Here is a 26,968-nt window from a genome sequence, read left to right on the forward strand (position 1 = left end):
GCTTGTCGAAGCCTCGCGCAGGCCCTTCGACAGGCTCAGGGCGAACGGCCTGTGAACAGGACACCCTATGCGTTTCTCCAGGTTCTTCGTGGACCGGCCCATCTTCGCGGCCGTGTTGTCCATCCTCATCTTTCTCTCAGGCCTGATCGCCATCGGCCGGCTGCCCATTTCCGAGTACCCGTCGGTCGTGCCGCCGTCGGTGGTCGTCAGCACGCGCTTCCCGGGTGCCAACCCCACCGTGATCGCGCAGACCGTCGCCGCGCCGCTCGAAGAGGCGATCAACGGCGTCGAGAACATGCTGTACATGGGCTCGCAGGCCACCGGCGACGGCGGCATGAACCTCACCGTCACCTTCAAGGTCGGCACCAACGTCGAGCAGGCCGAGACCCAGGTGCAGAACCGCGTGCAGCGGGCCCTGGCGCGGCTGCCTGAGGAGGTGCGCCAGATCGGCGTCACGACCGTCAAGAGCTCGCCCAACATCACGATGGTGGTGCACCTCGTGTCGCCGAACTCGCGCTACGACGAGGTCTACCTGAGCAACTACGCGGTGCTCAACATCAAGGACCGCCTCTCGCGCATTCCCGGCATGGGGCAGGTGCTGGTGTTCGGTGCGGGTGACTACTCGATGCGCGTCTGGCTCGACCCGCAGAAGATCGCCGCCCGCGGGCTCACCGCGCCCGACGTCGTCAACGCCATCCGCGAGCAGAACGTCCAAGTCGCCGCCGGCGTGGTGGGCGCGTCACCCAACAAGAACGCACCCTTCCAGCTCTCGGTGAATGCGCAGGGCCGGCTGTCGACCGAAGAAGAGTTCGGCGACATCATCGTCAAGACGGGCTCCAACGGAAACGGAGTCGGCGTCACGCGCTTGCGCGACATCGCCCGCATCGAGCTCGGTGCTGCGCAGTATTCGCTGCGCTCGCTGCTCAACAACAAGCCGGCGGTGGCGCTCGGCCTCTTCCAGGCGCCGGGCTCGAACGCGCTGCAGTTGTCGAGCGACGTGCGCCAGCTGATGGACGAGCTGCAGCGCGACTTCCCCGAAGACCTGAAGTACGACATCGTCTACGACCCCACGCGCTTCGTCGAAGACTCCATCGCCGCGGTCATCAAGACGCTGCTCGAAGCGGTGGCCCTCGTGGTGCTGGTGGTGATCGTCTTCCTGCAGACCTGGCGGGCGTCGCTCATCCCGCTCTTGGCGGTGCCGGTGTCGGTGGTGGGCACGTTTGCGGTGCTGCTGGCCTTCGGCTTCTCGATCAACACGCTGAGCCTCTTCGGCCTGGTGCTGGCCATCGGCATCGTGGTCGACGACGCGATCGTGGTGGTCGAGAACGTGGAGCGCAACATCGCCAACGGCCTCACGCCGCGCGAGGCCACGATCCAGGCGATGAAGGAAGTGTCGGGCCCGATCATCGCCATTGCGCTGGTGCTGTGCGCGGTGTTCGTGCCCATCGCCTTCGTGTCGGGCCTGACGGGCCAGTTCTACCGCCAGTTCGCGTTGACCATCGCGATCTCGACCGTGATCTCGGCGTTCAACTCGCTCACGTTGTCGCCTGCGCTGGCGGCGGCGCTGCTCAAGCCGCACGACGCACCGAAGGATCGTCTGTCGCGTGGCATGGACTGGGCGCTCGGCGGCTTCTTCAAGCGCTTCAACCGCTTCTTCGATCGCTCGTCGAATGGCTACACCAACGGCGTGCGCGGCGTGCTAGGCCACAAGGCGGCGACCATGGGCGTCTACCTGCTGCTGGTGGTGGCGGCGGTGGCGATGTTCCGCGTGGTGCCCTCGGGCTTCGTGCCGGCGCAAGACAAGCAGTACCTCGTCGGCTTCGCGCAGCTGCCCGACGCCGCCTCGCTCGACCGCACCGACGCGGTGATCCGCCGCATGAGCGACATCGCGCAATCGGTGCCGGGCGTGAAGGAGTCGGTGGCCTTCCCGGGCCTGTCGATCCACGGCTTCATGAACGCGCCCAACTCGGGCATCGTGTTCTACACGCTCGATGATTTCAAGGAGCGCAAGGGCCGCACCAGCGGCGAGATCGCGGCCGAGGTGAACCAGAAACTCGGTGCGATCCAAGACGCGTTCATCATGGTCTTCCCGCCGCCGCCGGTCGACGGGCTGGGGGCCATCGGCGGCTTCAAGCTCTACGTGCAAGACCGAGCCAACCTCGGCCAAGACGCGCTCTACCAGGCCGTGCAGGCGCTGCAGATGAAAGCGTGGCAGACGCCCGAGCTCGCGGGCGTGTTCTCGGGCTACCAGGTCAACGTGCCGCAGCTGAAGGCCGACGTCGACCGCACCAAGGCCAAGCAGATGGGCGTGCCGCTGTCGGACATCTTCGACACCATGCAGATCAACCTCGGCTCGCTGTACGTCAACGACTTCAACAAGTTCGGCCGCACCTACCAGGTGATCGCGCAGGCCGATGCGCCGTTCCGCGCCGACGCCTCGGCCATCGGGCAATTCAAGGTGCGCAATCTCGGCGGCGAGATGGTGCCGCTCGGCAGCCTCGTCAACGTGTCGCCCACCTACGGGCCCGACCGCGTGGAGCGCTACAACAGCTTTTTCGCGGCCGACTTCAACGGTGGGCCCGCGCCCGGCGTTTCGTCGGGCCAGGCGCAGGCGGTGATGGAACAGCTCGCCAAGGAGACGCTGCCACGCGGCATCGGCTTCGAGTGGACCGACCTCACCTACCAGGAGATCCTGGCCGGCAACACCATGGTGATCGTGTTCCCGCTGTGCGTGCTGCTGGTCTTCCTGGTGCTGGCCGCGCAGTACGAGAGCTGGACGCTGCCGCTCGCGGTGATCCTCATCGTGCCGGCGTCCATCCTGTGTGCGTTGCTCGGCGTGTGGCTGACGAAGGGCGACAACAACATCTTCACGCAGATTGCGCTCTTCGTGCTGGTGGGGCTGGCGTCGAAGAACGCCATCCTGATCGTCGAGTTCGCCCGTGACCTGGAGCACCAGGGCCGGGGTGTGGTCGAGGCGGCGCTCGAAGCGTGCAAGCTGCGCCTGCGCCCGATCCTCATGACCTCCATCGCCTTCATCATGGGTGTGCTGCCGCTCGTGTTTTCGTCGGGCGCGGGCTCCGAGATGCGGCATGCAATGGGCGTGGCGGTGTTCGCCGGCATGCTGGGCGTCACGCTCTTCGGGCTCTTCCTCACGCCGCTCTTCTACGTGCTGTTGCGCACGCTCGCGCTGCGCATCGAACGCCGCCGTGTCTCGGTGACGCGCGCTGCCATCGAGGTCTGACATGACATTCCAAGAACGACTCTTTCCCCTGACCGCGCTGGCTGCTGCGCTCCTGCTGGCCGGTTGTTCGCTCGCGCCCAAGGTGCCCGAGCCCGAGATCAGCGTGCCCGTCGCCTTCAAGCAAGCCGCGCCGGCTGAAGGCCAATGGAAGCCGGCCGTGCCGGCCGAAGCGGCGGCGCGGGGCGCGTGGTGGAGCGTGTTTGGCGACGCCCGCCTCGATGCCCTCGAAGCGCAGGCCGAGAAGGCCAACCCGACGCTCGCGCTCGCCGCGGCACGGGTGCGTGCCGCACGGGCCACGCTCAGCGGTGCACAAGCCGGCCGTTGGCCCACGCTGGGCCTGAACGCCGGGGCGAGCCGTGCGCGCTCGGCGCCGGCCTCGCTAGGCCTGCCCGATGGCACGGCCACCTCGGCGGGCACCGTCTACCAGGCCGGCCTCGGCGCACGCTACGAGATCGACCTCTTCGACCGCGTGGGCAGCGGCGTGGCCGCCGCGCGTGCCGACGCACAGAGCGTGGAAGCGAGCTACCGCTCGGTGCTGCTTGCGCTGCAGGCCGATGTGGCGCAAACCTACTTTGCATTGCGCACGCTCGATGCCGAACTTGCGCAACTCGATGCCACCCTCAACCTGCGCACCGAGAACAACCGCCTCATCGAGCGCCGCTTCAGCGCTGGTGCGGTGGCGGAGTTCGATGTGGCGCGCTCGCGCACCGAGCTCGCCACCGTGCAGGCCGAGCGTGCCGCGCTCGCCGGCCAGCGCGCCCGCACCGAGCACGCGCTCGCGCTGCTGCTGGGCCAGGCGCCGGCCAGCTTCAGCCTCGACGTGGCGCCGCTGCTCGCCGCCGAGAAGGTGCCCGAGGTGCCGGCCGGTGTGCCGTCAGCCCTGCTGGAGCGCCGGCCCGATGTCACGGCCGCACAACGCAGCCTCGCCGCCGCCACCGCGCGCGTGGGCGTGGCCCGCTCGGCGATGTTCCCGGCGCTCGCGCTCACGGCCGAAGGCGGCCATGCGTCGAGTGAGCTCGAGAACCTCTTCAAGTGGAGCAGCCGCGCCTGGCTCGCGAGCGTCGTCTTCTCGTTGCCCATCCTCGATGGCGGGCGCAACAAGGCGGCCGTCGAGCAGGCCGAGGCCCAGCTCGATGGCGCGGTGGCGTCCTACCGCGGCACGGTGTTGTCGGCCTTCGCCGATGTGGAAGACAACCTCGCGAACCTCAAGGCCGTGCGCGAGCAGGTGCGCCACGTCGACGTGGCGCTCGTCTCGGCCCGCCGCGCGGCGGAGCTGGCCGACAAACGCTACCGCGCCGGTGAAGACAGCTACCTGCAGCTGCTCGACACGCAGCGCGACCTGCATGCGGTGGAGCGCGAGGCCGTGCGCCTGCGCGGCGGCTGGGCCAACGGCACGGTGGCCTTGATCCGTTCGCTGGGTGGGGGCTGGACGACGGCGCAGTAGGTCCACCGGGGACTTTGGGCGATGATCGCGGCGGCTGTAAGAAGCCGCCGCTGTCCTCGACGGAAGCGGGTCGTCGTCATCGTTCGCGACACCCTTCCCACCTCACAAGGAGAACCCCCATGACCCAACGCCTGATCGCTTCCACTGCGCTTGCTTCCGTGCTCGCCCTCGGCCTCGCCGGCCACGCCGCCGCGCAAGACAAGGCCAAGGAGAAGTGCTATGGCATCGCCAAGGCCGGCCAGAACGACTGCGCCAACCTCTCGGGCTCGCACTCGTGCGCCGGCCAATCCAAGACCGACAAGTCGCCCGACGAGTGGAAGTACGTCGCCAAGGGCACTTGCAAGGACATGGGCGGCCTGAGCGCCGACGAAGCCAAGAAGGCCGGCGCCAAGAAGTGATGAACGACAGCCTGCGCTGCGGCATCGGCTTGCGCCAGCCGCATTACGCGCAGCTGCTCGACACCCTGCCGCCGCTCGCCTTCGTCGAGGTTCATTCCGAGAACTTCTTCGGCGACGGCGGCGCGGCGCTCGCGGTGCTGCACGAGGCCCGCGGGCACTACCCGGTGAGCCTGCACGGCGTGGGCCTGTCGCTCGGCTCGGCGGCCGGGCTCGACCCCTGGCACCTGGAGCGGCTGGCGCGGCTGGCCGAGCGCATCGAGCCCGATCGGGTGTCCGACCACGCGAGCTTCGCGCGCGCACCGCAGCGGGCCGGCGGGCCGGTGCTGCACGCCAATGACCTGCTGCCGCTCGCGTTCACGCAGGCCTCGCTCGACATCATGGTGCGCAACGTGACGCAGGTGCAGGAGCGCCTGCGCCGGCCCATCCTGGTCGAGAACCTCTCGGCCTACCTCGCCTGGGCCGAGCAGGACATGAGCGAGCCCGAATTCTTCAACGCCCTCGTGCGCCGCAGCGGCTGCGGCCTGCTGCTCGACGTCAACAACCTGGTGGTGAATGCGCTCAACGAGCGTGCAGGCGATGCCGTGGCGAGTGCCTGCGCGTGGGTGGATGCGATCGACGCGGGCGCGGTCGGCGAGATCCACCTCGCGGGCTACGTTGACATGGGCGACATCGTGATCGACGACCACGGCAGCCGCGTGCACGAGCCGGTGTGGCAGGTGTACCGCCACGCCCTCGCGCGGCTCGGCCCGCGCCCCACGCTGGTGGAGTGGGACACCGACCTGCCCACGCTCGACGTGCTGCTCGACGAAGCGCAACGGGCCGAGCAGATCGCATGACGAGCGAAGCCGAACGCCAGCAGGCGCTGATGGCGGCCATCCTGCAGCGCGGGGATGGCGGCGCGCTCGAAGGCTTGTTGGGTGCCCGCGCCGCGGGTGTGGCGCGGGGCCTGCAGGCCTACCAGGCGAACGCCGGGGCCTCGGCCGAGCGCGCGCTGGCGGCGGTGTTCCCGACCGTGCAGGCCCTGGTCGGTGACGAATCTTTCGCCGCACTGTCACGCGCCTTCTGGCATGCCGAGCCGCCCCAGCGGGGAGACCTGGCGCAGCTCGGGGCCGGCCTGCCCGCCTTCATCGCCGCGAGCGAACAACTGGCCGACGTGCCTTACCTCGCCGACATGGCGCGGCTCGACTGGCAGCTCGCCGAAGCCGAGCGCGCGCTCGACGCACAGCTCGAACCCGAGACGCTGCAACGGCTCACCGACACCGACCCGGCGCACCTGCGCCTGGCTTTGATGCCCGGCGTGGCCATCGTCGCGAGCGGCTACCCCATCGTGAGCCTGTGGAAGGCGCACCAGCCGGGCGACGATGCGGCCCACCATCGCGCGCGCGCTCGACAACAGCTCATCCAAGGCCAGGGCGAGCACGCCGTCGTCTGGCGAACGGGCTGGCGCGCGCATGCCGACATCGTCGACCCGACGACCGCACGCTGGATGCAAGCGCTGCTGCGCGGTGAATCGCTCGCGACAGCGCTCGCACAGGCCGGTGAAGGCTTCGAATTCGAGCCGTGGCTGGTGCACGCGCTGCAGCAGCAGTGGCTGTGGCGGGCCGACGCCGACGCGGCGTGATCCGCTGCAAGAACACGCCGCGTCACACGACCAAGACGCCACACCATCTTGGAGGAACCCCATGACCACTCTCGCTGCGCTGGCTCCGTTGTTCAGACTCTGGAGCCGCTTCGTCGCCGCGCTCGAAGCGCTGCAACCCGCTGCACAACTCGGCGCACGGCTCTACGTCGCGCAGGTGTTCTTCATGTCGGGTCTGACCAAGATCCACGACTGGGACACGACCCTCGCGCTCTTTGCCGACGAATACAAAGTGCCCCTGTTGCCGCCGCCCGTGGCGGCCGTGATGGGCACGGCCGGCGAGCTGGTGCTGCCGGTGCTGCTGCTGCTCGGCCTCGGCGGGCGCTTCGCGGCGCTGGGCCTCTCGGTCGTCAACGCGGTTGCCGTGCTGAGCCTCACCGAGATCGCGCCGGCTGCGCTGCAGCAGCACGTGTTCTGGGGCAGCCTCTTGCTGGCGCTCGTGTTGTGGGGGCCGGGGAAGTGGTCGCTCGACAGCCTGCTCGCACCGCGGCTGGCCGCCTGACGCGCTACCGCCCGCTCAGGGCTGCGGCCTGAACCCGATGGTGATGCTGGCGGGCACCGAGCCGTCTTCGTCGCGCGGCAGCTTGCCGGTCTTGGTGATGGCGTCGAGCACGGCCTCGTCCCACTCGGGGATGCCGCTGCTCTTGACCAGGCGGCGCGCGATCACCGTGCCGTCGGGTGCGGCCTGCACCTGCACGTCGGCGGTCGGGTTGCCGGCCACGGCGCGGATGAAGGTGATGTTGGGGTAGATGGCGGCGCGCAGCTTGCCAGCGTAAGACGGCGACGGACCCTTGGTCTGCGAGGCGGTGCTCGTCGTCGAGCCGACCTTCTCGCCCATCATCTCGCGCATGCGGGCGAGGTTCTTGTCGCGCGCTTCGTCGAGCTTCTTCTGGCGTTCGGCCTCGGCCTTGGCGAGCTTGGCCTTCTCTTCCTGGGCGCGCTTCTTCTCGAGCTTCTCCTTCTCTTCGCGCTCGCGCTTCTCTTCTTCCTGCTTCTTCTTCAGCTTTTCCTGCTTGGCCTTCTCGATCGCGATCTGAGGGTCGGGCCGCGACTTGGGCTCGGGCTTCGGTTCGGGCTTGGGCTCAGGCTTGGGTTCGACCTTCGGCGTGGGCTTGGGCGGCGGCTCGGGGGCGATGTCGCGTTGCGCGGCCACCTGCGGCACGGCGGCCCACAACTCGGCCTCCACGCCTTCGGGCTCGCTCATCTTCCAGCTCACCCCGAGCGTCAGCGCGATCACCAGGCCCACGTGCACCAGCACCGCGAAGAGCATGCCGCGGCTCGTGCCGTCGGCCGACTTCGGCATCAGGTTTTCGCGGTCGAAGGTCGACACCGTCATGTCAGCCGTTGCTCTTCACCGACAGGCCCACACGCTGCACGCCGGCCTTCTGCAGCAGGTCCATCACCCGCACCACCGATTCGTACTTGACCGCCTTGTCGGCCGAGATCACCACGGGCGCGCTCTCGTCGCCACCTTGCGCGGCGCTCACGCGGTCGGCGAGGTTCTTGAGCGTCATGGTGCTCACGTCCTTGTTGTCGACGCGCAGGCGCAGCGTCTCGTCTTTCGCGACCACCACCTCGATCACCTTCTTCGGCTGCTGCTTGCTCTTGCCCACGCTCGGCAGGTCGACCACGCCCGTCGTGATGAGGGGCGCGCTCACCATGAAGATGATGAGCAGCACCAGCATCACGTCGATGAAAGGCACCATGTTGATTTCGTTGATGGTGCGGCGGCGCCCACCGGCGCGGCCTCCAGACATCACGGCAGGCATCGTGTGCTCCTTGCGTTCAGCGCAGCGGCGCGGGCTGCGTGGCCTGCGGCGCGATCGGTTGGCTCGCGTTGCGCTGCAGGATGTTGGAGAACTCCTCGATGAAGGTCTCCATCTGGATCGCGATGCGGTCGATGTCGCGGGCGAAGCGGTTGTAGGCGATCACGGCCGGGATGGCGGCGAAGAGGCCGATGGCCGTGGCCACCAGCGCCTCGGCGATGCCGGGGGCGACGGTCGCGAGCGACACTTGCTGCAGGTTCGCCAGGCCCACGAAGGCATGCATGATCCCCCACACCGTGCCGAAGAGGCCGACGTAGGGTGACACCGAGCCCACGGTGGCGAGGAAGGAGAGGTTGGCTTCGACCACGTCGAGCTCGCGCTGGAAGCTCGCGCGCATGGCGCGGCGCGAGCCGTCGAGCAGCTGGCCGCCGTCGGTCACCCGGCGCTCGCGCAGCTTCAGGAACTCGCGCATGCCCGAGGCGAAGATGCGCTCCATCGGGGCGCCCTCTGCACGTCTTCCCGCGTCGTTGTACAGGTCATTGAGGTTTTTACCGGCCCAGAACTCGCGTTCGAATTCTTCGTTCACCGCACGCACCTTCTTCAGCCCGAAGAGCTTGCCGAAGATGACCGTCCAGCTCGCCAGCGACACCAGAAGCAGCCCGGCCATCACGAGTTGCACCACGAAGCTCGCGTGCAGCACCAGGCTGACGATGGAGAAGTCTTGGTTCATGGAGGCTGGATCCTTGTTGTTGTGTCAGACGATGGGGTGAGAGGCAAGCGGCGTGCTCAGGTTCCGCGGCCCATGTAGCCGTCCATCACCTTGAGCAGGGGCTCGGGGATGCGCCGGGGCCGGAAGCTTTGCGCGTCGACGCAGCCGATGCGGATGTCGCCCTCGGCCAGGCGCTCGTCGCCGCGCCAGGCCACCTGGGCCACCGTCATGCTGGCCTGGCCGGCGTGCTGCACGTCGACGGTCACGGTGAGCTGGTCGTCGAGGCGGGCCGGGCGCAGGTAGCGCACGCGCGTCTCGGAGACGATGAAGATCGCCCCGGTTTCGGCACGCAAGGCTTCCTGTGCGAAGCCGAGCGAGCGCAGCCACTCGGTGCGCGCGCGCTCGAAGAACTTGAGGTAGTTGGCGTAGAACACCACGCCACCGGCGTCGGTGTCTTCCCAGTAGATGCGCAGGGTGTGCGCGAAGGTGCGGGCTGCAGCGGTCATGAACGCGAGTTCGACGGCTGGGGTGCCGTCGCCTCGCGGATTATCACTGCGGCTTTTGCAAAGACCTTACGGGAGCTTCTTGTAAACCGGGCCCCAGAGCGGGTGGCCCTGCTCCGACTTGCTGAGCGCGAAGGCCGGGTCGGAGGCCTTGGCGGCGCGGAACTCGGCTTCGCATTCCACCAGCCGCTTGCTGGTGCAGTAGATGAAGGCGAGCACCTTGTGCGCTTCGGCCTGGTCGCGTGGCGAGACGAGGCCGGCCTTCAGCGCGTTGTTGAGCTGCCGCTCGGCGTCGGCGTACTGCGCGTCGTCGTAGGCGCGCAGGCCGGATTGCAGGGCCTTTTCGGCCGGGCGGGAGACGACGTCGAGCAGCCCGATCGGGGCCTGCTTGGGCTGCGTGACGCAGCCGGTGAGGGCCGCCAGAACCAGCGCAGCCAAGGAGGTGCCGAAGAGTGTTCTCATGATCCGAAGCGGTGTTTGAGGGAAACCGGCTGGCCCGGCACGATGGTGACGCTGGCGCTGAACGGTGGGAACTCGTCGTTGCGGATGGTGATGGTGTGGCGGCCTTCGCTGAGCGTCAGCTCGTTGAGCGGGGGCGTGGTGCCCACCGGCTTGCCGTCGACCTCGACGTTGCCCCACGGGCTGACCGCGATGCGCAGCGTGCCGGTGGCGGCCACGGCGCCCGAGGCGCGCTTGGCCTCCCGCTCGCGGGCCTCGCGGGCACGGCGTTCTTTGAGGGTTTCCTTCTTGGTTGCGGCGACGGCGGGCTTGGCGGGGGCGGGCTCGGTCTTGTCGACCTGGGCCACCTGGACCGGCGCCGGGGCCGGCGTGGGGGCGGCTGTGGGCGTGACCGGGGCGGGCGTGATCGCTGCCACGGTGGGCGCCGGCAGGCTGGCCGTGGGGGCCACCGACGCCGCCGCATCGACCGGCGCCGTGGTGGCGGTCACGACCGGCGCGGGCGCGGAGGCCACTTCCGGGGCGGCGGCGGGCGGTGCCGTCACGACCTGCGCCACGACGGGCGTGGCGGCCTGGGCGAGCTCTGCTTCCTGAGCAGGCCCGCGCGAGGACATCGCCCACCAGGCCGTGGCCGCGACGGCCAGCGCCGCGATGCCCGCCAGGGCCCACACGACCGGCTTCTTGCCACTCGCGAGCCCTTCTTCGGCCGCTTCCTGGCTTTCCTGCTGGGCGTGCTCTTCGAGCCAATGGCGCAGCTCGCGCGACAGGGCGCGGGCAGAGCGGTAACGGTCGTCGGGGTTCTTCTCCATCGCCTTGGCCGTGATCTCGGACAAGGCGCGGGGCACGCTCGCGTCCACCTCGTGCGCCTTGGGCGGCACGAGCGAGACGACGGCGCCGGTGATCTCTTGCAGCGAATTGCCGCGGAACGGGCGGGTGCCGGTCAGCAGCTCGTAGAGCACGACGCCGAGCGAGAACACATCGGTGCGGCGGTCGATGGCCGCGTGCTGCACCTGCTCGGGCGACATGTAGTACGGCGAGCCGCCAGCGACATCGCCTTCGCTCTCGTGCTGGTGGGCGACGCGGGCGATGCCGAAGTCGAGCACGCGCGGCTGGGTTCGGCCGACCATGAAGATGTTGGCGGGCTTGATGTCCCGGTGCACCACGCCCTTGGAGTGGGCGTAGGCCAAGGCGTCGGAGACGCGGCGCACGATGAGCGCGGCCTGCGTCGGCGTGGGCTTCCAGCCTTCGAGGCGCAGCTGGCGCAGGTCGCGGCCCTTGAGCAGCTCCATCGCGATGTAGGCGCCCTGGTCGCTCACGCCGGCGTCGAACACCGTCACGATGTGCGGGTGGCTCAGGCCCCCGGCGGCGCGCGCTTCGTTCAGGAAGAGCGCGTTGAAGGCCTCGCGCTCTTCGGCCGCGATCTCGAGGTTCAGGGTCTTGATCGCGATCAGGCGCGACAGGAGCGGGTCGTGCGCGGCGAACACGCGGCCCAGGCCGCCTTCGCCGATCTGGTACTTGAGGGCGTAGCGGCCGATGTGGCCGATGGTCGCCATGTCCTGCCCCTTGCCGTTGGCGGCGGGCGTCACCGTGCGGGTGACCTGCGGCTTGGCAGGCGGGAAGTCGACCGACATCTCTTCCGTGTCGACCCAAGGCGCAGAGTCCGGCGGCAACTGCGGGTTGCTCGGGACGGACGGGAGCGGTTCGGAGTCAGGGCCAGGGCCGGTCATGGATGGACTTGGGTGCATCTTTCGGCGGGGCAGTAAGCAACCACCATCATGTGAGCTTAGTGCAAGCTGGCCCCATGCTGGCACCAAAAAGCACCGGCTTCGCGCACTAGTAACACCCAGACACCCAAAAGGCCGTGTTCTTTCTCACGTCACGCGCAGCAACTGGTGCAGGCGCGCCACAGCCTCGGCGAGGCTGTCCATGCTGCTGGCATAGGAAAAGCGCAGATAACGTTCTCCGGCATGGGAGCCGAAATCCCGACCCGGCGTCACGGCGATTTGCGCCCGGCGCATCAGGTCGAAGGCGAAGTCCCAGCTGCTGGCGGCGTGGGCGCTGCAGTCGGCCCAGGCGTAGAAGGCGCCGTCGGGCATGACGGGGACCGTGAGGCCGAGGCCGTTCAGCGCCGGCACGAGGAAGTCGCGCCGGGCCTTGAACTCGCCGCGGCGGCGTTCGTATTCGGCCAGGCACTCGGGCTCGAAGCAGGCGAGTGCGGCGTATTGGGAGACCGTGGACGCACAGATGTAGAGGTTCTGGGCCAGCTTCTCGACCGGCGCCACCAGCGACTCAGGCAACACCATCCAGCCCAGGCGCCAGCCGGTCATGCTGAAGTACTTGCTGAAGCTGTTGATCGAGACGATGTCGTCGCCGTGGGCGAGGGCACTGTGACCATAGGCCTCGTCGAAGCTCAGGCCGAGGTAGATCTCGTCGACGATCGTCACGCCGCCGCGCTGGCGCACCACCTCGGCGATGCGGCCCATCTCGTCGTGCGCGATCGAGGTGCCGGTGGGGTTGGACGGCGAGGCCAGCAGCACGCCGCGGGTGCGTGGCGTCCATGCGGATTCGACGCCAGCCGCGTCGAGCTGGAAACGATGCTCGGGTGACGACGGGAGCAGCACCGGCACGCCATCGGCCGCCGCCACGAAATGGCGGTTGCAGGCGTAGCTCGGGTCGGGCATCAGCACTTCGTCGCCACGGTCGACGAGCGCGAGGCAGGCCAGCTGCAAGGCGCCCGACGCGCCCGCGGTGATGACGATGCGACGGGCCGGGATGTCGAGCCCGAAGCGCTCGCGGTACCACTGGCTCAGCTTCTCGCGCAGCGCCGGCAGGCCGGTGGCGGGGGTGTATTGCGTGCGGCCTTGGGTGAGGCAGCGTTGCGCCGCAGCCTGCACCAGGGGCGGGGCGGTGAAGTCGGGCTCGCCGATGTTGAGGAAGATCATCGGCCGGCCGCCCTGGGCCGGGTCGCAGAGCGGGCTCGCCGCGAGTTCGGAGGCCGCCTTGGCGCACTCCATCACGTAGAAGGGCTCGATGTGGTCGAGCCGTGAGGCGAGCTTCATCGGCGGGTGTCGCGTCCTCAGCGGCGCGAGGCGCGGAAGGCCTCGACCTCCACCGGCCGCAGGTCGACCGCCGCCTTGTCGAGCACGCCGTTCACGTACTTGTGGCCGTCGGTGCCGCCGAAGCTCTTGGCCAGCTCCACCGCTTCGTTGATCGCCACCTTGTAGGGGATGTCGATGCAGTGCTTGAGCTCGTAGGTGCCGATCATCAGCACGCCGTGCTCGATGGGCGACAGCTCGGTGGTCTTGCGGTCAACGTGGCGGGCGAGCACCGCGTCGATGTCGGCCGCTTCGTCGATGCAGCCGTGCAGCAGCGCATCGAAGTGCGCGCTGTCGCATTTGTCGAAGCCTTCCTGCTCGCGCACGTGGGCGTCGACCACACCAGGGTCGCTGCCGGAGAGCAGCCATTCGTAGAGGCCTTGCAGGGCGATCTCGCGCGAGCGGCGGCGGGCCGATTTCGGCGCGCCCGCCTTGCCGGCACCGCCCTTGGGCTTGTATGCGGGCTTGCCGCCTGGTTTGCCTGGGCCGGCCTTCTTGGGCTCAGTGCTCACGAGAGGTCTTCCAGCAGGTTGGCCATCTCCACCGCCACACGGGCGGCGTCGCGGCCTTTTTCTTCGGCACGGGCCCAGGCCTGCTCTTCGTTCTCGACGGTGAGGATGGCGTTGGCGATCGGCAGCTCGTGGTCGAGCGCGATGCGGGTGACACCCTGGCCGCTCTCGTTGGCCACGAGTTCGAAGTGGTAGGTCTCGCCGCGGATGATGCAGCCGAGCGCGATGAGCGCGTCGAAGCGGTCGCTCTGCGCCATCGCGTTGAGCGCCACCGGCACTTCGAGCGCGCCCGGCACCGTCACGTGCTTGATGTGCTTGAGCGCGACGCCCAGGGTTTCGAGTTCGGCGATGCAGGCCTTGGCCAGCGTGCTCGTGAGGGGCTCGTTGAAACGCGCCTGCACGATGCCGATGCGCAGATCGGTGCCGTCGAGGTCGGCAGCGATGCCTTTGTCAGCGTCTTGCATGGTGGTGTTCTTTCGGTTTTCAGTGTTCGGGGGCGAGGAAGCCGGTCACTTCCAGGCCGTAGCCGGTCATGCTGGGCATGCGGCGCGGGCTGCCGAGGAGCTTCATCTTGGTCACGCCCAGCTCGCGCAGGATCTGTGCGCCGATGCCGTAGGTGCGCAGGTCCATCTGGCCGCGCGGGGCAATCGTGTCAGGTGGTGCGCCCAGGTGGGTGAGCAGCGAGCTGGTGTCGGCCGAGCAGTTCATCAGAACGGCCACGCCGCGGCCGGCGGCCTGCACGGCCTGGAGCGCCTTGGGCAGGGGCCAGGAGTGGCCACAGCTGCCGGTGTCGAGCAGGTCCATCACCGACAGCGGCTCGTGCACGCGCACCAGCACCTCGTCGCCCGTGTTGATCGCACCGTGTGCCAGGGTGAGGTGCACGCCGCCGGTGCGATCGCGGAAGACGGTGCCATCGAAGGTGCCATACGGCGTGGACAGCTGACGCTGGCTCACACGCTCGATCAGGCTCTCGTTGCGGCTGCGGTAGCCGATGAGGTCGGCGATGGTGCCGATCTTGAGGCCGTGTTCCTTGGCGAAGACTTCGAGGTCGGGCAGGCGGGCCATCGTGCCGTCGTCCTTCATGATCTCGCAGATCACCGAGGCAGGGCTCAGGCCGGCCATCGCGGCCAGGTCGCAGCCGGCTTCGGTGTGGCCGGCGCGCATGAGCACGCCGCCATCTTTCGCCTGCAGCGGGAAGATGTGGCCGGGCTGCACCAGGTCGCTCGCCTGCGCGTCCTTGGCGACGGCCGCTTCGATGGTGCGGGCGCGGTCGGCGGCCGAGATGCCGGTGGTCACGCCGGTGGCCGCTTCGATGGACACCGTGAAGGCGGTGCCGTGCTGCGTGCCGTTGCGCTGGGCCATCGGCGGCAGGCGCAGGCGTTCGCAGCGTTCGCGGGTGAGGGTGAGGCAGATCAGGCCACGGCCGTACTTGGCCATGAAGTTGATCGCTTCGGGGGTCACATGGTCGGCGGCGAGCACGAGGTCGCCCTCGTTTTCGCGATCTTCCTCGTCGACGAGGATGACCATGCGGCCTGCTGCGAGCTCCGCGATGAGCTCTGGGACGGGTGAAATGGGCATCCCGTATTGTAAGTTGGCCCCTCAGTCGCTGCGCTCCTGCCCCAAGGGGCGCCACCCTACGGCCCGGCAAAGCCGGTTCCGTGGGGGTTGCTCGATCAGTCGCTTGCTTTGCTCGCTCCTTCGACAGTGAGCATGCGCTCGACGTAGCGGGCGATGAGGTCGATCTCGAGGTTGACCTTCGAGCCCGCCTTGAGTGCGCCGAGCGCCGTGTTCTCGATGGTGTGCGGGATCAGGTTGATGCTGAACTCGCAGGCCGCCGGCAGGTCGGCCACGCGGTTGACGGTGAGGCTCACGCCGTTGACGGTGATCGAACCCTTGTACGCCAGGAACTTGGCCAGTGCCTTGGGCGCCTGGATGCGCAACTCCCACGATTCGCCGACCGGGGCGAAGTGGCTCACCTCACCGATGCCGTCGACGTGGCCGCTCACGATGTGGCCGCCCAGGCGGTCGTGGGCGCGCAGGGCCTTTTCCAGGTTGACGGGGCCGGGCTGGTCGAGGCCGGCGGTCTTGTCGAGGCTTTCGGCCGAGATGTCGATGGTGAAGCGCTTGGCCGCCGCGTCGAAGGTGGTGACGGTCATGCAGGCGCCGTTGAGCGCGATGCTGTCGCCGAGTTGCACGTCGTCGAGGTAGCCGGCGGGGGTTTCGATGGCGAGCTGCTTGCCGTGCGATGTGTCGGTGCCGAGCGCCTTGACGGCGGTGATGCGGCCGACGCCGGTGATGATGCCTGTGAACATGGTGGGTGGAAGATCAGAAGTGTTCGCGGCCGGGAGGCCGGGCGATGAGGCGCAGGTCGGGGCCCACGCGCTCGATGCTGACGAAGCGTAGCGCAAGCGCATCTTCCAGCGTGTCCAAGGGGCCGAAGCTCGCGAGGCCCTGGCCGAGGCCGACAAGCGTGGGCGCCTGGTAGACGAGCAACTCGTCGACGAGCCCTTCGCGCACGAAGGAGCCCGAGAGCTTGTGGCCGGCTTCGACGTGCAGCTCGTTGACGCCACGCTGGGCCAGGTCGGTGAGCATGCTGGGCAGGTCGACCTTGCCCGACGGGCCAGGAGCGAACGCGATCTCGGCCCCGTGGGCTTTCAGCGCTGCTTCGCGGCTCTTGTCGTGCACGGCAGCGTAGAGCAGCACTTGGCCCGGCGGCTGGAGGATCTTCGCGCTGGGCGGCGTCTCCAGGCGCGAGTCGACGATCACGCGCAGCGGCTGCTTGGGTGTCTCGACCAGGCGCACGTCGAGCCGCGGGTCGTCTTCGAGCACGGTGCCCACGCCGGTGAGGATGGCCCCGGCGCGCTTGCGGAAAGCGTGGCCATCGGTGCGGGCCTCGACGCCGGTGATCCACTGGCTCTGGCCGTTCTCGAGCGCGGTGCGGCCGTCGAGCGAGATGGCCGACTTGAGGCGCACCCACGGGCGCTTGCGCAACATGCGCGAGAAGAAGCCGATGTTGAGCTCGCGCGACTCGTCGGCCAGCAGGCCGGTCGTGACGGCCATGCCGTGCGCGCGCAGCCGCTCGCTGCCCTTGCCGGCCACGAGCGGGTTCGGGTCTTGCGAGGCGGCCACCACACGGCCCAGGCCCGCGGCGATCAGCGCATCGCAGCAGGGCGGCGTGCGACCGTGGTGCGAGCAGGGTTCGAGCGTGACGTAGGCGGTAGCACCGCGCACATCGTGCCCCTTGGCTGCGGCGTCGCGCAGGGCCATCACTTCGGCATGGGGCCCGCCGGCTTCCTGCGTGAAGCCCCGGCCGAGCACCTGGCCGGTGGCGGTGGTGATCACGCAGCCGACGCGCGGATTGGGCTCGGACAGGCCGATGGATTGCGCGGCGAGGGCCAGCGCCTCGCGCATGAAGGCTTCGTCGGCGGGGGAGTGTTCGGGTGTCTTCATCGGTGGCCGGTGCGGGCCACCACGCTCAAGGCTGATGCTGGACGGTGACCACGGGAGCGCCATTGTGCGGCGGAACGGCGCTCGGGCAATCGAGGTCACCGCGGATGACCAGGTAGTTGCGAGGCGCACGGCCGCTGCCCGGATAGCGGCAGGCCTTGAAGGTGCCCGCGGTGAGCCCGAAGGCCCAGCCTTGGGGCTGCAGCGCGGGCTCGGCGTCGGTCGAGGCCACGGCGCAGGCATAGGCGATGTAGCGGTCGCCGTCGGTGGCGATGACTTCGCTATCGCAGCGCTGCGAGCCGGCCTGGACCGACAGCTGCAGGGGTGCGTCGTTGGCGTGCAATGGGTCCGGGGAGGTGGAGAGCGCGAAGCGGATGAACCCACGCACCAGCCGGGCCGAGAACGGCTCGCAGTTCGGCAGGTCGTCGACACGCAGGTCGCGCGCCTGCGCCGACGCGGCCACCGTGCACTGAAGCTGGATCTCGCCGGTGGCGTTGTCGATTACCCAGGCGATGCGGCTCTCGGCGGTGGGTTTGACCACGCTGCGCCCATCGGAAACGGTGCGCGCGCCGGTGTTCGACACCCGCTGGTTCGCGAGCACGCGGTCTTGCGGCGGCACGTCGAGCAGCGCCGAATAGACCGGGGCGAGCCGCACCGTGCTGGAGGTGAGCTGAAGTTGCTGCCCGTCGCCGGCGCGGGGCTGCCAGTGCACGGTGACACGTGCGGTCTTGAGGCCGTCGTGGAGGGCGGTGTCGTGTTCGAGGCGGAAGGTGGTGGTGAGCGTGCTGGCGCTGGCCTCGCGCGGCGTGTCGCGGTCGAAGGCCGTCAGTTCGCGAACCCCGCGTTGGGTCTCCAGCGCCCGCTGCGCCTGCTGCACGGCTTCGCTGCGCTCGCGGGCGAGGTCGCTGTGTTGTCGCAGCCAGGCTTGCAGCCGCACCGTGGCGACGAGGCTCAGCGACAGCACGAGCAGCGCCACCAGGCCCTCGACCAGGCTGGCCCCGTGTTGATGAGGTCGGCGTGCATTCATGGGTGTCTCACAGGTCGCGCCAGCTGCCGGCGACGGGGGTGAAGGTGCCGCTGCGCTGTTGCAGGGTTTGGAGGAGTGCGGCGTCGTGGTGGATGGCGGTCGGCCCGTGGGCCTGCAGGTCGTTCTCGGCGATGACCGCGCCGCGAACCGTGGCGCCCACGGTGTCGGTCCACTGCGGGTGGCGCAGGTAGACGAGGCCGTGGAGGGTCACTGCGGCGTTCAGTTCGACTGGCCCGTCGACCACGAGCAGCACGGGTCGCTCGGGTGAGCCCAGGGTCAACGCGGTGTCGACGCGCAGGCCACCGTCGAGCGCGATCAGCGTGTGCTCGCGGGCAGCCTCGGCCAGCGCGGCATCGCAGGCGGTGCGGCAGCTCAGCGTGGTGGCGCCCGGCTGCTCTCGCCAGTGGGCGGGGCTCATGCGGAAGACGCTCGCGTGCAGGCCTTGTGCGCTGAGGCCGGCCAATCCAGGCTCTTGGCTCAAGATCGAGGCACGCGAAGGCGTGCCGGGTGTGCTGATCGACCGCAGGCCGGCGCCCTGCACGCTGCCGCCGGCATGCAGCGTGACGCCGCCGGATGCGGCATCGGTGTGGGTGAGTGTGACGTCGCCGGTGAAACTGACGTTGCCCCGCACGGCAAGGGTGGCGGCGGGCAGGGTGTCGAGCCCCGGCACACGGCCGATGCTCTGGCGCAGCTCGACGCGTCGTCCGGCTTCGGTACCCTGGCCGACAGACACCAGCTGCCAGCGTTCCGCTCGTGACGGATCAGCGGTGAGCTGAACGCGGAAGGCAGGGGCCGACGCGTGTTGCACCGAGCGGGGCTCACCGCCGCGCGGGCAATGGCAGGCCCACCCTGCGCCGTCGGCGACACAGCTGGCTTGTAGGGGTCCGAGCCGCGCCTGTGCGTGCCATGCCGTGCCGGAGGCGGCGTCGGCGGCACGGCAGTCCTCGCCGATGGGTGCGCTGCGGTTGAGCTGGGCCAGCGCCCACGCAAGCCCGGCCTGGGCGGCTTCCTGCGCCTGCGCCGTGTGCAGCTGGTGCACCGAGCTGCGCACCTGCATCAGCACGCTGCGGTTGGCGAACGCCACGGCGAGCAGCACCGCGAACGCGAGCATCAGCGTGACGGGCAGGGCGGCCGCGCCGCGTTGGGTGGGCTTCATGCCGGGCACGCGCCAGTGAGCGCGTCGTGGCGGAGCTGCACGTGGCGCGTGGCGGTGCGGGTCCAGCGGGTGCCGTGCACGGCTTGCGCGGTGAGTTCGATGTCGATGCTGCGCAGCTGCTGGCGGGGCGGGCAGTTCGGCGTGGCGTCGCTGCAGGCTTCGCGGCAGGTGCCGTCGAGCACGATCTCCTGCGTGCGTGGCACGAAGCGCAAGGACGAGACGCGCAAGGTCTGGGCATCGTTCATCGCCTGCCAGTGGCCGTCGCCGATCTTCATGCTGACGACGCCGTCCTGCAGCCGATAGGCGAGCTGTTCGGGGCTGCCTGCCGGGCTGAAGCGCACGCCGTCGCCCTGCACGGCCAGTGGGCCGGCGCGGCGCAGGTCGCGCGACACCAGGTCGGCGATGGCCTGCAGGTCTTGCGTGAGCCGTGCCTCGACCAGCAGGCGGTGGTTTTCGCGCAGGTGCTGGCTCATCGCGAGCAGTGCGACAGCGGTGAGCAGCAGGGCGATGGCCAGGCCGACCATCAGCTCGACCAGCGTGAGGCCGCGTTGTGTGTAAGCGCGCGTCATCTCAGAGGCCCCAGCAGCGGCGGTTGTCGGCATCGGTGTTGGTGTGGCGCTCGTCCTCGCCCGACGCGCGGGTGGTCTGGCCGTTGGCAACCACGATCCGCAACACGCGGCAGGGGCGGTCGCCGGCTTGTGCGCCGGTCGCGGTGGCGACGAGCGAATAACCCGAAGCGCTCGTGTCCGCCACGGCGAGCGTGTAGTAGCGCAGCCCCGAGGCGGCCGGCGTGCGCAGCTCGGCGAGGCTGGCGTACTGCGTGTTGCTGGAGCGCCATTGCTCCTGGCTCAACTGCAGCTGCAGCAGGGCGCTCACGCCGTCGATGCGCCGTGCCTTGTAGAGCGGGCCCTGGAAGCTCGGGACGGCGATGCCCGCGAGGATGCCGACGATGGCGGTGACGACCATCATCTCGATGAGCGTGAAGCCGTGCTGGAGGCGTTGCATGGTCAAGGCCTCCACGGTCAGCAGGCGCTGTAGCCCGGGACCGCGCCGTGGGCCGCGCACGAGCGCACACGGCCCATCAGGTTGACGGTGTGCTGCACCGTGCGGCCCTGGGCGCCGCTCACGCGCAGCGTGGCGGTCGGGCTGGCAGTGCCGTGCTCGGGTGCGAAGAGCACTGAGCGCACGTTGGACTGGAGCGAGAGGCCCTGGCCCGTGGGCAGTGCCACCGTCTTGATCGGGGCTGCGCCGTCGTCGCAGCGGCCCGTGCCATCGGCGTCGCAATGGCAACGGTCGCTGGCGCCGGTGTGCACGATGTAGCAGGCGGTGCCGGCGAAGGTGATGCGCACGCCTTCGTTGCGAAGCAGCGCTTCGGTGCGGGCATGTTGAAGGTCGCTCGACAGTTCGCCTGCGATGCCCTTGAGCCGCTGCTGGTCGGCCCAGCCATGAAGCGACGGCACCGCGGCCGTCGTGACAATGCCGGCCACGGCGAGCGTGGCCATCGTCTCGATCAAGGTTAAGCCGCGTGCTGCGGCGCTCCCGGTGTGCATGGTGCCCTCCCTCTGTTTTGGTGTGAGGGCACTGTAGAAAATGCACCGCGGTGTGGCTTCCACCGCGCGGGGGAAATCCCCGGGCCACTGGTGAGGGCACCCGGGTGGGGGTCAGCAAAAGAGAGGATCAGATGTCGCGGATCAGCTGCCGGAACTCGTCCACGTCTTCGAAGCTGCGGTAGACCGAGGCGAAGCGCACGTAGGCCACCTTGTCGATGCGCTTGAGCTCGCGCATCACGAATTCGCCGACCTTGGTCGACGCCACTTCCTTCGCGCCGCTGTTGAGCAGCTTGTCTTGAATGCGCTCGAGCGCCGCGTCGATCTGTTCGACGCTGACCGGGCGCTTGCGCAGCGCAAGCGTCATCGAGGCGCGCACCTTGCCAATGTCGAACTCGGCGCGGGTGCCGTCTTTCTTGACGACCGAGGGCAGCGCGATTTCAGCGCGCTCGTAGGTGGTGAAGCGCTTGTCGCAGCTCTGGCAGCGCCGACGGCGGCGCACGACGTCACCCTCGTCGGACTCGCGGGTCTCGACGACTTGGGTGTCTTCGTGGGAGCAGAAGGGGCAACGCATCGGCGGCTCCGCCAAAAACGAGGGCGGGGTTGCTGCGCAACCCCTTCTCGGCTTATCGGTAAACCGGGAACTCGCGGGTCAGCGCGGTGACCTTGGCGCGCACGGCCGCGATGTTTGCCTCATCGTGCGGCTTGTCCAGCACGTCGGCGATCAGGTTGGCGGTGATGCGCGCCTGCTCTTCCTTGAACCCGCGCGTGGTGAACGCCGGTGAGCCGAGGCGGATGCCGCTCGTGACCATCGGCTTCTGCGGGTCGTTGGGGATGCCGTTCTTGTTGCAGGTCATGTGGGCCGCGCCCAGGATGGCCTCGGCTTCCTTGCCGGTCAGGTTCTTCGGGCGCAGGTCGACCAGCATCACGTGGCTTTCGGTGCGGCCCGAGACGATGCGCAGGCCGCGCTGCGTGAGCGTGTCGGCCAGCACGGCGGCGTTCTTCACCACCTGCTGCTGGTAGGCCTTGAATTCGGGCGACAGCGCTTCCTTGAAGGCGACGGCCTTGCCGGCGATCACGTGCATCAGCGGGCCGCCCTGGATGCCCGGGAAGATCGCGCTGTTGATCTTCTTGGCGATGTCTTCGTTGTTCATCAGCACCACGCCGCCGCGCGGGCCGCGCAGGCTCTTGTGGGTGGTGGAGGTGACGACGTCGGCGAAGGGCACCGGATTCGGGTACACCCCCGCGGCGATCAGGCCGGCGTAGTGGGCCATGTCGACCATGAAGTAGGCACCGATGGCCTTGGCGACCTTGGCGAAGCGCTCGAAGTCGATGCGCAGGGCGTAGGCCGAGGCGCCGGCAATGATCAGCTTGGGCTTGTGTTCGTGGGCCAGGCGCTCCATCGCGTCGTAGTCGATGGCTTCGTTCTTGTCGAGGCCGTAGCTCACCACCTTGAACCACTTGCCGCTCATGTTGAGCGGCATGCCGTGTGTCAGGTGGCCGCCTTCGGCGAGGCTCATGCCCATGATGGTGTCGCCGGGCTGCAGCAGGCCGAAGAAGACCGACTGGTTGGCCTGCGAGCCCGAGTTGGCCTGCACGTTGGCGAACTGGGCGCCGAAGAGTTGCTTCAGCCGGTCGATCGCCAGCTGCTCGACGATGTCGACGTACTCGCAGCCGCCGTAATAGCGCTTGCCGGGGTAGCCCTCGGCGTACTTGTTGGTGAGTTGGCTGCCTTGTGCAGCCATGACGGCCGGCGAGGTGTAGTTCTCGGAGGCGATCAGCTCGATGTGGTCTTCCTGGCGTTGGTTCTCGCTCTGGATCGCGGCCCAGAGTTCGGGGTCAACGGAGGCAATGGTGGATTTGGCGCGGTCGAACATGTGGCGGTTCTCTAGGTCAGGTGTGTCCCGTCGACCATCTGCATCGGGAGATGCGATCTCGGGGCTGCCCAGGCGAACGGCGGAACCGGCTCCAAACATCTGGAGCGGGCCGCGCTTCCCAGTGGTTCACCACCTCAGGCTCCGCAGTCATCAGACCGGGGCCCCATCGCCAGTTGCGCAGCGGGTGGGAGTGTAGCGCGGCAGGTCGTGCCTGCCACGTTCACGTGGGGGAGTCAGCCGGCCAGGGCCACCTGGTCCGTGGTCGACTTCTCACCCGGTGACGCCGGCTTGGCGTCGGGTCCGGTCAGGGTGGCGGGTACCGTGACGGGCGCCGGCAGGATCAACGGCGCGGTGATCGACACGCTCTTGCCCGCGGCGACCTGGCGCAGGTGCTCCTGCTCGGCCAGCACCTTGCCCGCGTAGCCGCCATCGTCGGCCAGGTTGGCCGCGCCGACGTAGTAGCGCAGGCCCGCTTCCAGGCCACCGGCGCGCGAGATGCATTCCTTGAGCACCTGCACGCCGACGCGCAGGTTGGTCACCGGGTCGAAGGCCGCGTGGTTGCCACCGAAGGCCTCGTACTTGTCGTCATGCACGCGCGTCATCACCTGCATCAGGCCTTGTGCGCCGACCGGGCTCTGCGCGAACGGGTTGAAGCTCGACTCGATGGCCATGATGGCGAGGATCAGCGTCGGCTCCAGGTTCGCCTTGGCGCCGACCGTCCAGGCTTCCTGCACCAGGCGGGCCACCGGCTCCGGCGCCACGCGGTAGCGGCGAGACAGCCAGGTGGCGACGGCCGCCTGCTGGCGGGTCAGTTCGCGGGGGTCGCTGGCGGTGGCGCGGGTGATGGCGTCGGGCTCGTTCAGCCCCGCCAGGGCTTCCAGCGTGCCGGCCGTGCGGGCCTCGTGCCGGGCCTGCAGCCAGCTCAGGGCTTTCTGTTCGACACCCTGGCTCAGGTCGCGGTGGCTGAACAGGAAGACCAGCATGGCGACGATCACCAGACCCACCAGGGCCAGGGTGTTGTGGCTGACTTCGAGCAGGCCGTGGCCCACGTCGCGGAGAAAAACGGTTGCGGAGCCTGCGGCCCGGGTGCGGGCCGATTGCAGGTGCGAGAGCAAATTCTGAAGCGCTGTCATGTCACTCCTTTCTTCTCTGTCTCGCTCCCGGCCAGCGGATGCCCGTGGCTGGGAAAGTGGACAGTGATAATCCCTCGGCAAGTGGCGTGCGGGATTAGGCAGCGTGCGCCTGTCGGACTTCCGGCTTTGCTGAACCAGTCATCGGCGCGGGTTATCCCTGATCTGTGTCAGGTGCGGCGCGGATTCTGTTGGACCGGGTCATAACTGGTCAAGGATATAAAAATGACCTTTCATAACTGGAAAGCATGAAATATCGCGATCTGCGGGACTTCATGGCCGGCCTGGAACGCCTCGGCGAGCTGCGGCAGGTCGCCGAGCCAGTCTCCGCGCGGCTTGAAATGACAGCGCTCAGTGACAAGGTCCTCCGTTCCGGAGGTCCGGCGCTGTGGTTCAAGAACCCCAGTGGTTACAAATTTTCCGCCTTGACGAACCTCTTCGGTACCCCGAAACGAGTGGCCCTTGGCATGGGGGCTACCGAGGTAAACGAGCTGCGGGATGTGGGCCGCGTGCTGGCCAGCCTGAAGGAGCCGGAGCCGCCGAAAGGTCTGAAAGACACCGGTCGCTTGTTACAGATGGCCAAGGCTTTGTGGGACATGAAGCCCGCCGTTACCGGCAAAGCCGCCTGCCACGAGGAAGTCTTGACCGGCGACGAGATCGACCTCAGCCAACTGCCCATCCAGACCTGCTGGCCCGGAGACGTCGCCCCCTTGATCACCTGGGGTCTGGTGATCACCCGCGGGCCGCAAGGCACGCCCAACGCCCGCAAGCGGCAGAACCTGGGCATCTACCGCCAGCAGGTGATCGGCCCGCGCCAGGTCATCATGCGTTGGCTCACCCACCGGGGTGGAGCGCTTGATTTCCGGGACTTCGCCCTGGCCCGGCCTGGCCAGGCGTTCCCGATCGCCGTGGCGCTGGGGGCCGACCCGGCGACCATCCTCGGTGCCGTGACCCCCGTGCCCGACACGCTGTCGGAGTACCAGTTCGCCGGCCTGCTGCGCGGTAGCCGCACCGAGGTGTTCGACACCGCCGTCGGCGACCAGGGCGTGATGCTGCAGGCGCCGGCCGGGGCCGAGATCGTGCTCGAAGGCCACATCCCACCGGCCGCGCCCGGCTACACCGGCACCAGCCCGCACGGTGTGCCGCTCAAAGAGGTGGGTGGCTACTTGCACGCGCTCGAAGGCCCGTTCGGTGACCACACCGGCTACTACAACGAGCAGGACTGGTTCCCCGTGTTCGAGCTCAGCCGCCTGCTGCGGCGGCGCGATGCGATCTACCACTCCACCTACACCGGCAAGCCGCCCGACGAGCCGGCCGTGCTGGGTGTCGCCCTGAACGAAGTCTTCGTGCCGATCCTCCAGAAGCAATTCCCGGAGATCGTCGACTTCTATCTACCGCCCGAAGGTTGCAGCTACCGGATGGCGATCGTCAGCATCAAGAAGAGCTACCCCGGCCACGCCAAGCGGTTGATGTTCGGCATCTGGAGCTTCCTGCGCCAGTTCATGTACACCAAGTTCATCGTGGTGACCGACGACGACGTCGACATCCGCAGCTGGCAAGACGTGATCTGGGCCATCACCACCCGCGTCGACCCGGTGCGCGACACCACGCTCGTCGAGCACACGCCCATCGACTACCTCGACTTCGCCTCGCCCGTGAGCGGCCTGGGCGGCAAGATGGGGCTGGACGCCACCAACAAGTGGCCGGGCGAGACCAGCCGCGAGTGGGGGCGCAACATCAAGATGGACGCAGAGGTGGAGCAGCGCGTCAGTGGCCTCTTCGACCGCCTGATGAAGCCGTCTCAATGATGCGGCGCCGCGTCATAGACGATCTCACTTGGCGCTGATGCAGGCCGTCATCTAGTTTTAGGGAGCCTGCATGCAGGCATCCTCACTGGCGCAGTCACTGCGCTATAGGAGCCCTGGACCTACTTCCTCCAGAGCCCCGACCGATGGCGTCAGCCGTCCGTCCCCCTTCCGCCGCGAGGTTGGAAGGGGGCTTCGCTTTTTGGGCGACGTTTGTTCAGGCGCGCACCAGCAGGGCGAGCAGCTCGCGCACGGCGTGGTGGACCTTCTGGTAGCCGGCTGGCGAGGGAATCCAGTCCAGCACCGGGCGCGTGGTGTTCTGAGCCAGCCCCATGGGCGCCGGCTGAACCTTGACGGAGCCTCCCGCCGCCTGCTCGAACATCTTCTGCGCACGCGGCATGTGCCAGCCGTGGGTGACGAGCACGATGCGGGTGACGCCGTCGCGCTTGAGCAGCTGCACCGTGTGGCCGGCGTTCTCGCGGGTATCGCGCGAGCGGTCTTCCTGCCACTTGAGCGGCTGGCCGAATTCGCGGGACGCGATGCGCGCGGCCACCTCGGCCTCGGGCTTCGCATCGCTCGCCTGCGCCCAGCCCACCCCGCCGCTGAACGCCACCGGCGCGCCGGTCTCGCGGCTGAGCCACAGCCCGTAGCGCAGGCGCTCAAGCGACGCCGGCACCAGGTTCGAGATGCCGTACTCGGGCGCCAGCGGCTCGGCGCCGCCGCCCAGCACGACGATGGCCACCGGCTCCTTGGCCTTCACGGCCGCTTTCAGCTCAGCCATCGCCTCGGTGCTCAGGGCCGCCGGCGGCTTGAGTGCGAACTGCACCAGCACCTGCCCCATGCCGACGCAGGCGCTCAGCCACAGGCCGGCCAGGCTCAGCAGGATCACGAACCAGCCCAGCCCGCGGCGCGGCAGGATCAGCCGTGCGCCGATCAGCAGCAGCAGGAAGAAGGGCAGCGGCGGCAGCACGAGCGCCGCCATCACGGGTTTCCAGGACTCGATGCCGAGCAGCGTCAGCAGGCCGTTCATGCCGTTTCTCTTTCTTGATGGAAGTGGGCGGGCCTCCCTCGGCCCGGGCGGGATTGTGCCGGCCGCCCCTCGATGCCCATTCAGTGTTTGCGCCGACATGGCGCACGATCGGTGACAAATTCCTCGATTGCCCGGGGTTCCCGCGGCCAGGGCGCCGTGGAACAGTCGCTCGCTTTGCAACGAGAACTG

Annotated in this window: 28 protein-coding genes; 7 read left to right on the forward strand and 21 right to left on the reverse strand. The window is 68.7% G+C overall.

The annotated features are described in order from the left end of the window. Positions 1 to 67: 67 nt before the first annotated feature. The 6 genes from KF892_22750 to KF892_22775 all read left to right on the forward strand — a co-directional run bounded on the left by KF892_22750 (position 68) and on the right by KF892_22775 (position 7,224). Complete coding sequence (locus tag KF892_22750) at positions 68 to 3,241, forward strand: efflux RND transporter permease subunit (GenBank protein ID MBX3627846.1); 3,174 nt, start codon at positions 68 to 70, stop codon at positions 3,239 to 3,241. A 1-nt stretch (position 3,242) separates the two neighbouring features. Then, positions 3,243 to 4,685 carry an efflux transporter outer membrane subunit gene (locus KF892_22755; protein MBX3627847.1) on the forward strand — a complete coding sequence of 481 codons (1,443 nt, stop codon included), beginning with the start codon at positions 3,243 to 3,245 and terminating at the stop codon, positions 4,683 to 4,685. A 119-nt stretch (positions 4,686 to 4,804) separates the two neighbouring features. Continuing rightward, entirely contained in the window at positions 4,805 to 5,083 is a 279-nt protein-coding gene (locus KF892_22760) for a DUF2282 domain-containing protein (protein ID MBX3627848.1), read from the forward strand. Continuing rightward, positions 5,083 to 5,919 carry a DUF692 domain-containing protein gene (locus KF892_22765; GenBank protein ID MBX3627849.1) on the forward strand — a complete coding sequence of 279 codons (837 nt, stop codon included), beginning with the start codon at positions 5,083 to 5,085 and terminating at the stop codon, positions 5,917 to 5,919. The genes KF892_22760 and KF892_22765 overlap by 1 nt, the downstream gene beginning before the upstream one ends. Next, positions 5,916 to 6,704 carry a putative DNA-binding domain-containing protein gene (locus KF892_22770; GenBank protein MBX3627850.1) on the forward strand — a complete coding sequence of 263 codons (789 nt, stop codon included), beginning with the start codon at positions 5,916 to 5,918 and terminating at the stop codon, positions 6,702 to 6,704. The genes KF892_22765 and KF892_22770 overlap by 4 nt, the downstream gene beginning before the upstream one ends. Before the next feature lie 61 nt (positions 6,705 to 6,765). Next, positions 6,766 to 7,224, forward strand: a complete 459-nt coding sequence (locus KF892_22775) for a DoxX family protein (protein ID MBX3627851.1) — start codon at positions 6,766 to 6,768, stop codon at positions 7,222 to 7,224. Between the two features lie 15 nt (positions 7,225 to 7,239). On the opposite strand, the gene tolA is transcribed toward KF892_22775, so the two are convergent. The 20 genes from tolA to KF892_22875 form a co-directional block, all read right to left on the reverse strand. After that, positions 7,240 to 8,058 (reverse strand): cell envelope integrity protein TolA, encoded by an 819-nt coding sequence (gene tolA / locus KF892_22780; GenBank protein ID MBX3627852.1) that lies wholly within the window; start codon positions 8,056 to 8,058, stop codon positions 7,240 to 7,242. Position 8,059: 1 nt separating this feature from the next. Further along, positions 8,060 to 8,491 carry a protein TolR gene (gene tolR, locus KF892_22785; GenBank protein ID MBX3627853.1) on the reverse strand — a complete coding sequence of 144 codons (432 nt, stop codon included), beginning with the start codon at positions 8,489 to 8,491 and terminating at the stop codon, positions 8,060 to 8,062. A gap of 16 nt (positions 8,492 to 8,507) precedes the next feature. Further along, positions 8,508 to 9,218, reverse strand: coding sequence for a protein TolQ (gene tolQ, locus KF892_22790; protein ID MBX3627854.1), 711 nt, complete (start codon positions 9,216 to 9,218; stop codon positions 8,508 to 8,510). A 56-nt stretch (positions 9,219 to 9,274) separates the two neighbouring features. Further along, entirely contained in the window at positions 9,275 to 9,703 is a 429-nt protein-coding gene (gene ybgC / locus KF892_22795; GenBank protein ID MBX3627855.1) for a tol-pal system-associated acyl-CoA thioesterase, read from the reverse strand. 66 nt (positions 9,704 to 9,769) lie between these two features. Then, positions 9,770 to 10,162 carry a TssQ family T6SS-associated lipoprotein gene (locus tag KF892_22800; protein MBX3627856.1) on the reverse strand — a complete coding sequence of 131 codons (393 nt, stop codon included), beginning with the start codon at positions 10,160 to 10,162 and terminating at the stop codon, positions 9,770 to 9,772. Beyond that, on the reverse strand, positions 10,159 to 11,787 hold the full coding sequence (locus tag KF892_22805) for a serine/threonine protein kinase (protein MBX3627857.1): 1,629 nt from the start codon (positions 11,785 to 11,787) through the stop codon (positions 10,159 to 10,161). The genes KF892_22800 and KF892_22805 overlap by 4 nt, the downstream gene beginning before the upstream one ends. Before the next feature lie 240 nt (positions 11,788 to 12,027). Then, a complete protein-coding gene (locus KF892_22810) occupies positions 12,028 to 13,215 on the reverse strand; it encodes a pyridoxal phosphate-dependent aminotransferase (GenBank protein ID MBX3627858.1) in 1,188 nt (395 codons plus the stop codon). Between the two features lie 17 nt (positions 13,216 to 13,232). Then, entirely contained in the window at positions 13,233 to 13,763 is a 531-nt protein-coding gene (gene nusB / locus KF892_22815) for a transcription antitermination factor NusB (GenBank protein MBX3627859.1), read from the reverse strand. Beyond that, positions 13,760 to 14,224, reverse strand: coding sequence for a 6,7-dimethyl-8-ribityllumazine synthase (locus tag KF892_22820; GenBank protein MBX3627860.1), 465 nt, complete (start codon positions 14,222 to 14,224; stop codon positions 13,760 to 13,762). The genes nusB and KF892_22820 overlap by 4 nt, the downstream gene beginning before the upstream one ends. A 19-nt stretch (positions 14,225 to 14,243) precedes the next feature. Beyond that, positions 14,244 to 15,338, reverse strand: coding sequence for a 3,4-dihydroxy-2-butanone-4-phosphate synthase (ribB, locus tag KF892_22825; GenBank protein ID MBX3627861.1), 1,095 nt, complete (start codon positions 15,336 to 15,338; stop codon positions 14,244 to 14,246). Between the two features lie 95 nt (positions 15,339 to 15,433). Then, positions 15,434 to 16,072, reverse strand: a complete 639-nt coding sequence (locus tag KF892_22830; protein MBX3627862.1) for a riboflavin synthase — start codon at positions 16,070 to 16,072, stop codon at positions 15,434 to 15,436. A 13-nt stretch (positions 16,073 to 16,085) separates the two neighbouring features. Next, positions 16,086 to 17,171 (reverse strand): bifunctional diaminohydroxyphosphoribosylaminopyrimidine deaminase/5-amino-6-(5-phosphoribosylamino)uracil reductase RibD, encoded by a 1,086-nt coding sequence (ribD, locus tag KF892_22835; protein MBX3627863.1) that lies wholly within the window; start codon positions 17,169 to 17,171, stop codon positions 16,086 to 16,088. A 64-nt stretch (positions 17,172 to 17,235) separates the two neighbouring features. Continuing rightward, complete coding sequence (locus KF892_22840; protein MBX3627864.1) at positions 17,236 to 18,234, reverse strand: hypothetical protein; 999 nt, start codon at positions 18,232 to 18,234, stop codon at positions 17,236 to 17,238. 7 nt (positions 18,235 to 18,241) lie between these two features. After that, positions 18,242 to 19,390 carry a hypothetical protein gene (locus tag KF892_22845; protein MBX3627865.1) on the reverse strand — a complete coding sequence of 383 codons (1,149 nt, stop codon included), beginning with the start codon at positions 19,388 to 19,390 and terminating at the stop codon, positions 18,242 to 18,244. Then, complete coding sequence (locus KF892_22850; GenBank protein ID MBX3627866.1) at positions 19,387 to 19,959, reverse strand: prepilin-type N-terminal cleavage/methylation domain-containing protein; 573 nt, start codon at positions 19,957 to 19,959, stop codon at positions 19,387 to 19,389. Before KF892_22850 ends, KF892_22845 begins: the two co-directional genes overlap by 4 nt. Position 19,960: 1 nt before the next feature. Next, the gene (locus KF892_22855) at positions 19,961 to 20,395 is read right to left on the reverse strand and encodes a prepilin-type N-terminal cleavage/methylation domain-containing protein (protein ID MBX3627867.1); all 435 of its coding nucleotides are present in this window, start codon (positions 20,393 to 20,395) and stop codon (positions 19,961 to 19,963) included. A 17-nt stretch (positions 20,396 to 20,412) separates the two neighbouring features. Then, a complete protein-coding gene (locus KF892_22860) occupies positions 20,413 to 20,940 on the reverse strand; it encodes a GspH/FimT family pseudopilin (protein MBX3627868.1) in 528 nt (175 codons plus the stop codon). Positions 20,941 to 21,067: 127 nt separating this feature from the next. Beyond that, entirely contained in the window at positions 21,068 to 21,511 is a 444-nt protein-coding gene (nrdR, locus tag KF892_22865; GenBank protein MBX3627869.1) for a transcriptional regulator NrdR, read from the reverse strand. A 52-nt stretch (positions 21,512 to 21,563) separates the two neighbouring features. Continuing rightward, positions 21,564 to 22,814 carry a serine hydroxymethyltransferase gene (locus tag KF892_22870; protein ID MBX3627870.1) on the reverse strand — a complete coding sequence of 417 codons (1,251 nt, stop codon included), beginning with the start codon at positions 22,812 to 22,814 and terminating at the stop codon, positions 21,564 to 21,566. 233 nt (positions 22,815 to 23,047) lie between these two features. After that, positions 23,048 to 23,947 carry a lytic transglycosylase domain-containing protein gene (locus tag KF892_22875; GenBank protein MBX3627871.1) on the reverse strand — a complete coding sequence of 300 codons (900 nt, stop codon included), beginning with the start codon at positions 23,945 to 23,947 and terminating at the stop codon, positions 23,048 to 23,050. 245 nt (positions 23,948 to 24,192) lie between these two features. On the opposite strand from KF892_22875, the gene KF892_22880 reads away from it, so the two are divergent. After that, on the forward strand, positions 24,193 to 25,752 hold the full coding sequence (locus tag KF892_22880; GenBank protein MBX3627872.1) for a UbiD family decarboxylase: 1,560 nt from the start codon (positions 24,193 to 24,195) through the stop codon (positions 25,750 to 25,752). A 214-nt stretch (positions 25,753 to 25,966) separates the two neighbouring features. Here the strand turns inward: KF892_22880 and KF892_22885 are convergent, their stop codons facing one another. Further along, positions 25,967 to 26,779: a YdcF family protein gene (locus KF892_22885; protein ID MBX3627873.1), complete on the reverse strand. Its 813-nt coding sequence runs from the start codon at positions 26,777 to 26,779 to the stop codon at positions 25,967 to 25,969. Positions 26,780 to 26,968 lie beyond the last annotated feature (189 nt).

The organism is Rhizobacter sp., assembly GCA_019635355.1.
GTDB lineage: Bacteria > Pseudomonadota > Gammaproteobacteria > Burkholderiales > Burkholderiaceae_C > Rhizobacter.

Bases quoted from the DNA above. Each gene is read 5' to 3' on its own strand.
- KF892_22845 (MBX3627865.1), bottom strand. From the start codon at position 19,390: ATGAAGCCCACCCAACGCGGCGCGGCCGCCCTGCCCGTCACGCTGATG.
- tolA (MBX3627852.1), bottom strand. From the start codon at position 8,058: ATGACGGTGTCGACCTTCGACCGCGAAAACCTGATGCCGAAGTCGGCC.
- KF892_22750 (MBX3627846.1), top strand. From the start codon at position 68: ATGCGTTTCTCCAGGTTCTTCGTGGACCGGCCCATCTTCGCGGCCGTG.
- KF892_22830 (MBX3627862.1), bottom strand. From the start codon at position 16,072: ATGTTCACAGGCATCATCACCGGCGTCGGCCGCATCACCGCCGTCAAG.
- tolR (MBX3627853.1), bottom strand. From the start codon at position 8,491: ATGCCTGCCGTGATGTCTGGAGGCCGCGCCGGTGGGCGCCGCCGCACC.
- KF892_22875 (MBX3627871.1), bottom strand. From the start codon at position 23,947: ATGACAGCGCTTCAGAATTTGCTCTCGCACCTGCAATCGGCCCGCACC.
- KF892_22850 (MBX3627866.1), bottom strand. From the start codon at position 19,959: ATGACGCGCGCTTACACACAACGCGGCCTCACGCTGGTCGAGCTGATG.
- KF892_22860 (MBX3627868.1), bottom strand. From the start codon at position 20,940: ATGCACACCGGGAGCGCCGCAGCACGCGGCTTAACCTTGATCGAGACG.
- KF892_22840 (MBX3627864.1), bottom strand. From the start codon at position 18,234: ATGAATGCACGCCGACCTCATCAACACGGGGCCAGCCTGGTCGAGGGC.
- nrdR (MBX3627869.1), bottom strand. From the start codon at position 21,511: ATGCGTTGCCCCTTCTGCTCCCACGAAGACACCCAAGTCGTCGAGACC.
- KF892_22885 (MBX3627873.1), bottom strand. From the start codon at position 26,779: ATGAACGGCCTGCTGACGCTGCTCGGCATCGAGTCCTGGAAACCCGTG.
- tolQ (MBX3627854.1), bottom strand. From the start codon at position 9,218: ATGAACCAAGACTTCTCCATCGTCAGCCTGGTGCTGCACGCGAGCTTC.
- KF892_22760 (MBX3627848.1), top strand. From the start codon at position 4,805: ATGACCCAACGCCTGATCGCTTCCACTGCGCTTGCTTCCGTGCTCGCC.
- KF892_22855 (MBX3627867.1), bottom strand. From the start codon at position 20,395: ATGCAACGCCTCCAGCACGGCTTCACGCTCATCGAGATGATGGTCGTC.
- KF892_22770 (MBX3627850.1), top strand. From the start codon at position 5,916: ATGACGAGCGAAGCCGAACGCCAGCAGGCGCTGATGGCGGCCATCCTG.
- KF892_22820 (MBX3627860.1), bottom strand. From the start codon at position 14,224: ATGCAAGACGCTGACAAAGGCATCGCTGCCGACCTCGACGGCACCGAT.
- KF892_22765 (MBX3627849.1), top strand. From the start codon at position 5,083: ATGAACGACAGCCTGCGCTGCGGCATCGGCTTGCGCCAGCCGCATTAC.
- KF892_22870 (MBX3627870.1), bottom strand. From the start codon at position 22,814: ATGTTCGACCGCGCCAAATCCACCATTGCCTCCGTTGACCCCGAACTC.
- KF892_22880 (MBX3627872.1), top strand. From the start codon at position 24,193: ATGAAATATCGCGATCTGCGGGACTTCATGGCCGGCCTGGAACGCCTC.
- ribD (MBX3627863.1), bottom strand. From the start codon at position 17,171: ATGCGCGAGGCGCTGGCCCTCGCCGCGCAATCCATCGGCCTGTCCGAG.
- KF892_22800 (MBX3627856.1), bottom strand. From the start codon at position 10,162: ATGAGAACACTCTTCGGCACCTCCTTGGCTGCGCTGGTTCTGGCGGCC.
- KF892_22810 (MBX3627858.1), bottom strand. From the start codon at position 13,215: ATGAAGCTCGCCTCACGGCTCGACCACATCGAGCCCTTCTACGTGATG.
- ybgC (MBX3627855.1), bottom strand. From the start codon at position 9,703: ATGACCGCTGCAGCCCGCACCTTCGCGCACACCCTGCGCATCTACTGG.
- ribB (MBX3627861.1), bottom strand. From the start codon at position 15,338: ATGCCCATTTCACCCGTCCCAGAGCTCATCGCGGAGCTCGCAGCAGGC.
- KF892_22755 (MBX3627847.1), top strand. From the start codon at position 3,243: ATGACATTCCAAGAACGACTCTTTCCCCTGACCGCGCTGGCTGCTGCG.
- KF892_22775 (MBX3627851.1), top strand. From the start codon at position 6,766: ATGACCACTCTCGCTGCGCTGGCTCCGTTGTTCAGACTCTGGAGCCGC.
- KF892_22805 (MBX3627857.1), bottom strand. From the start codon at position 11,787: ATGTCGGTCGACTTCCCGCCTGCCAAGCCGCAGGTCACCCGCACGGTG.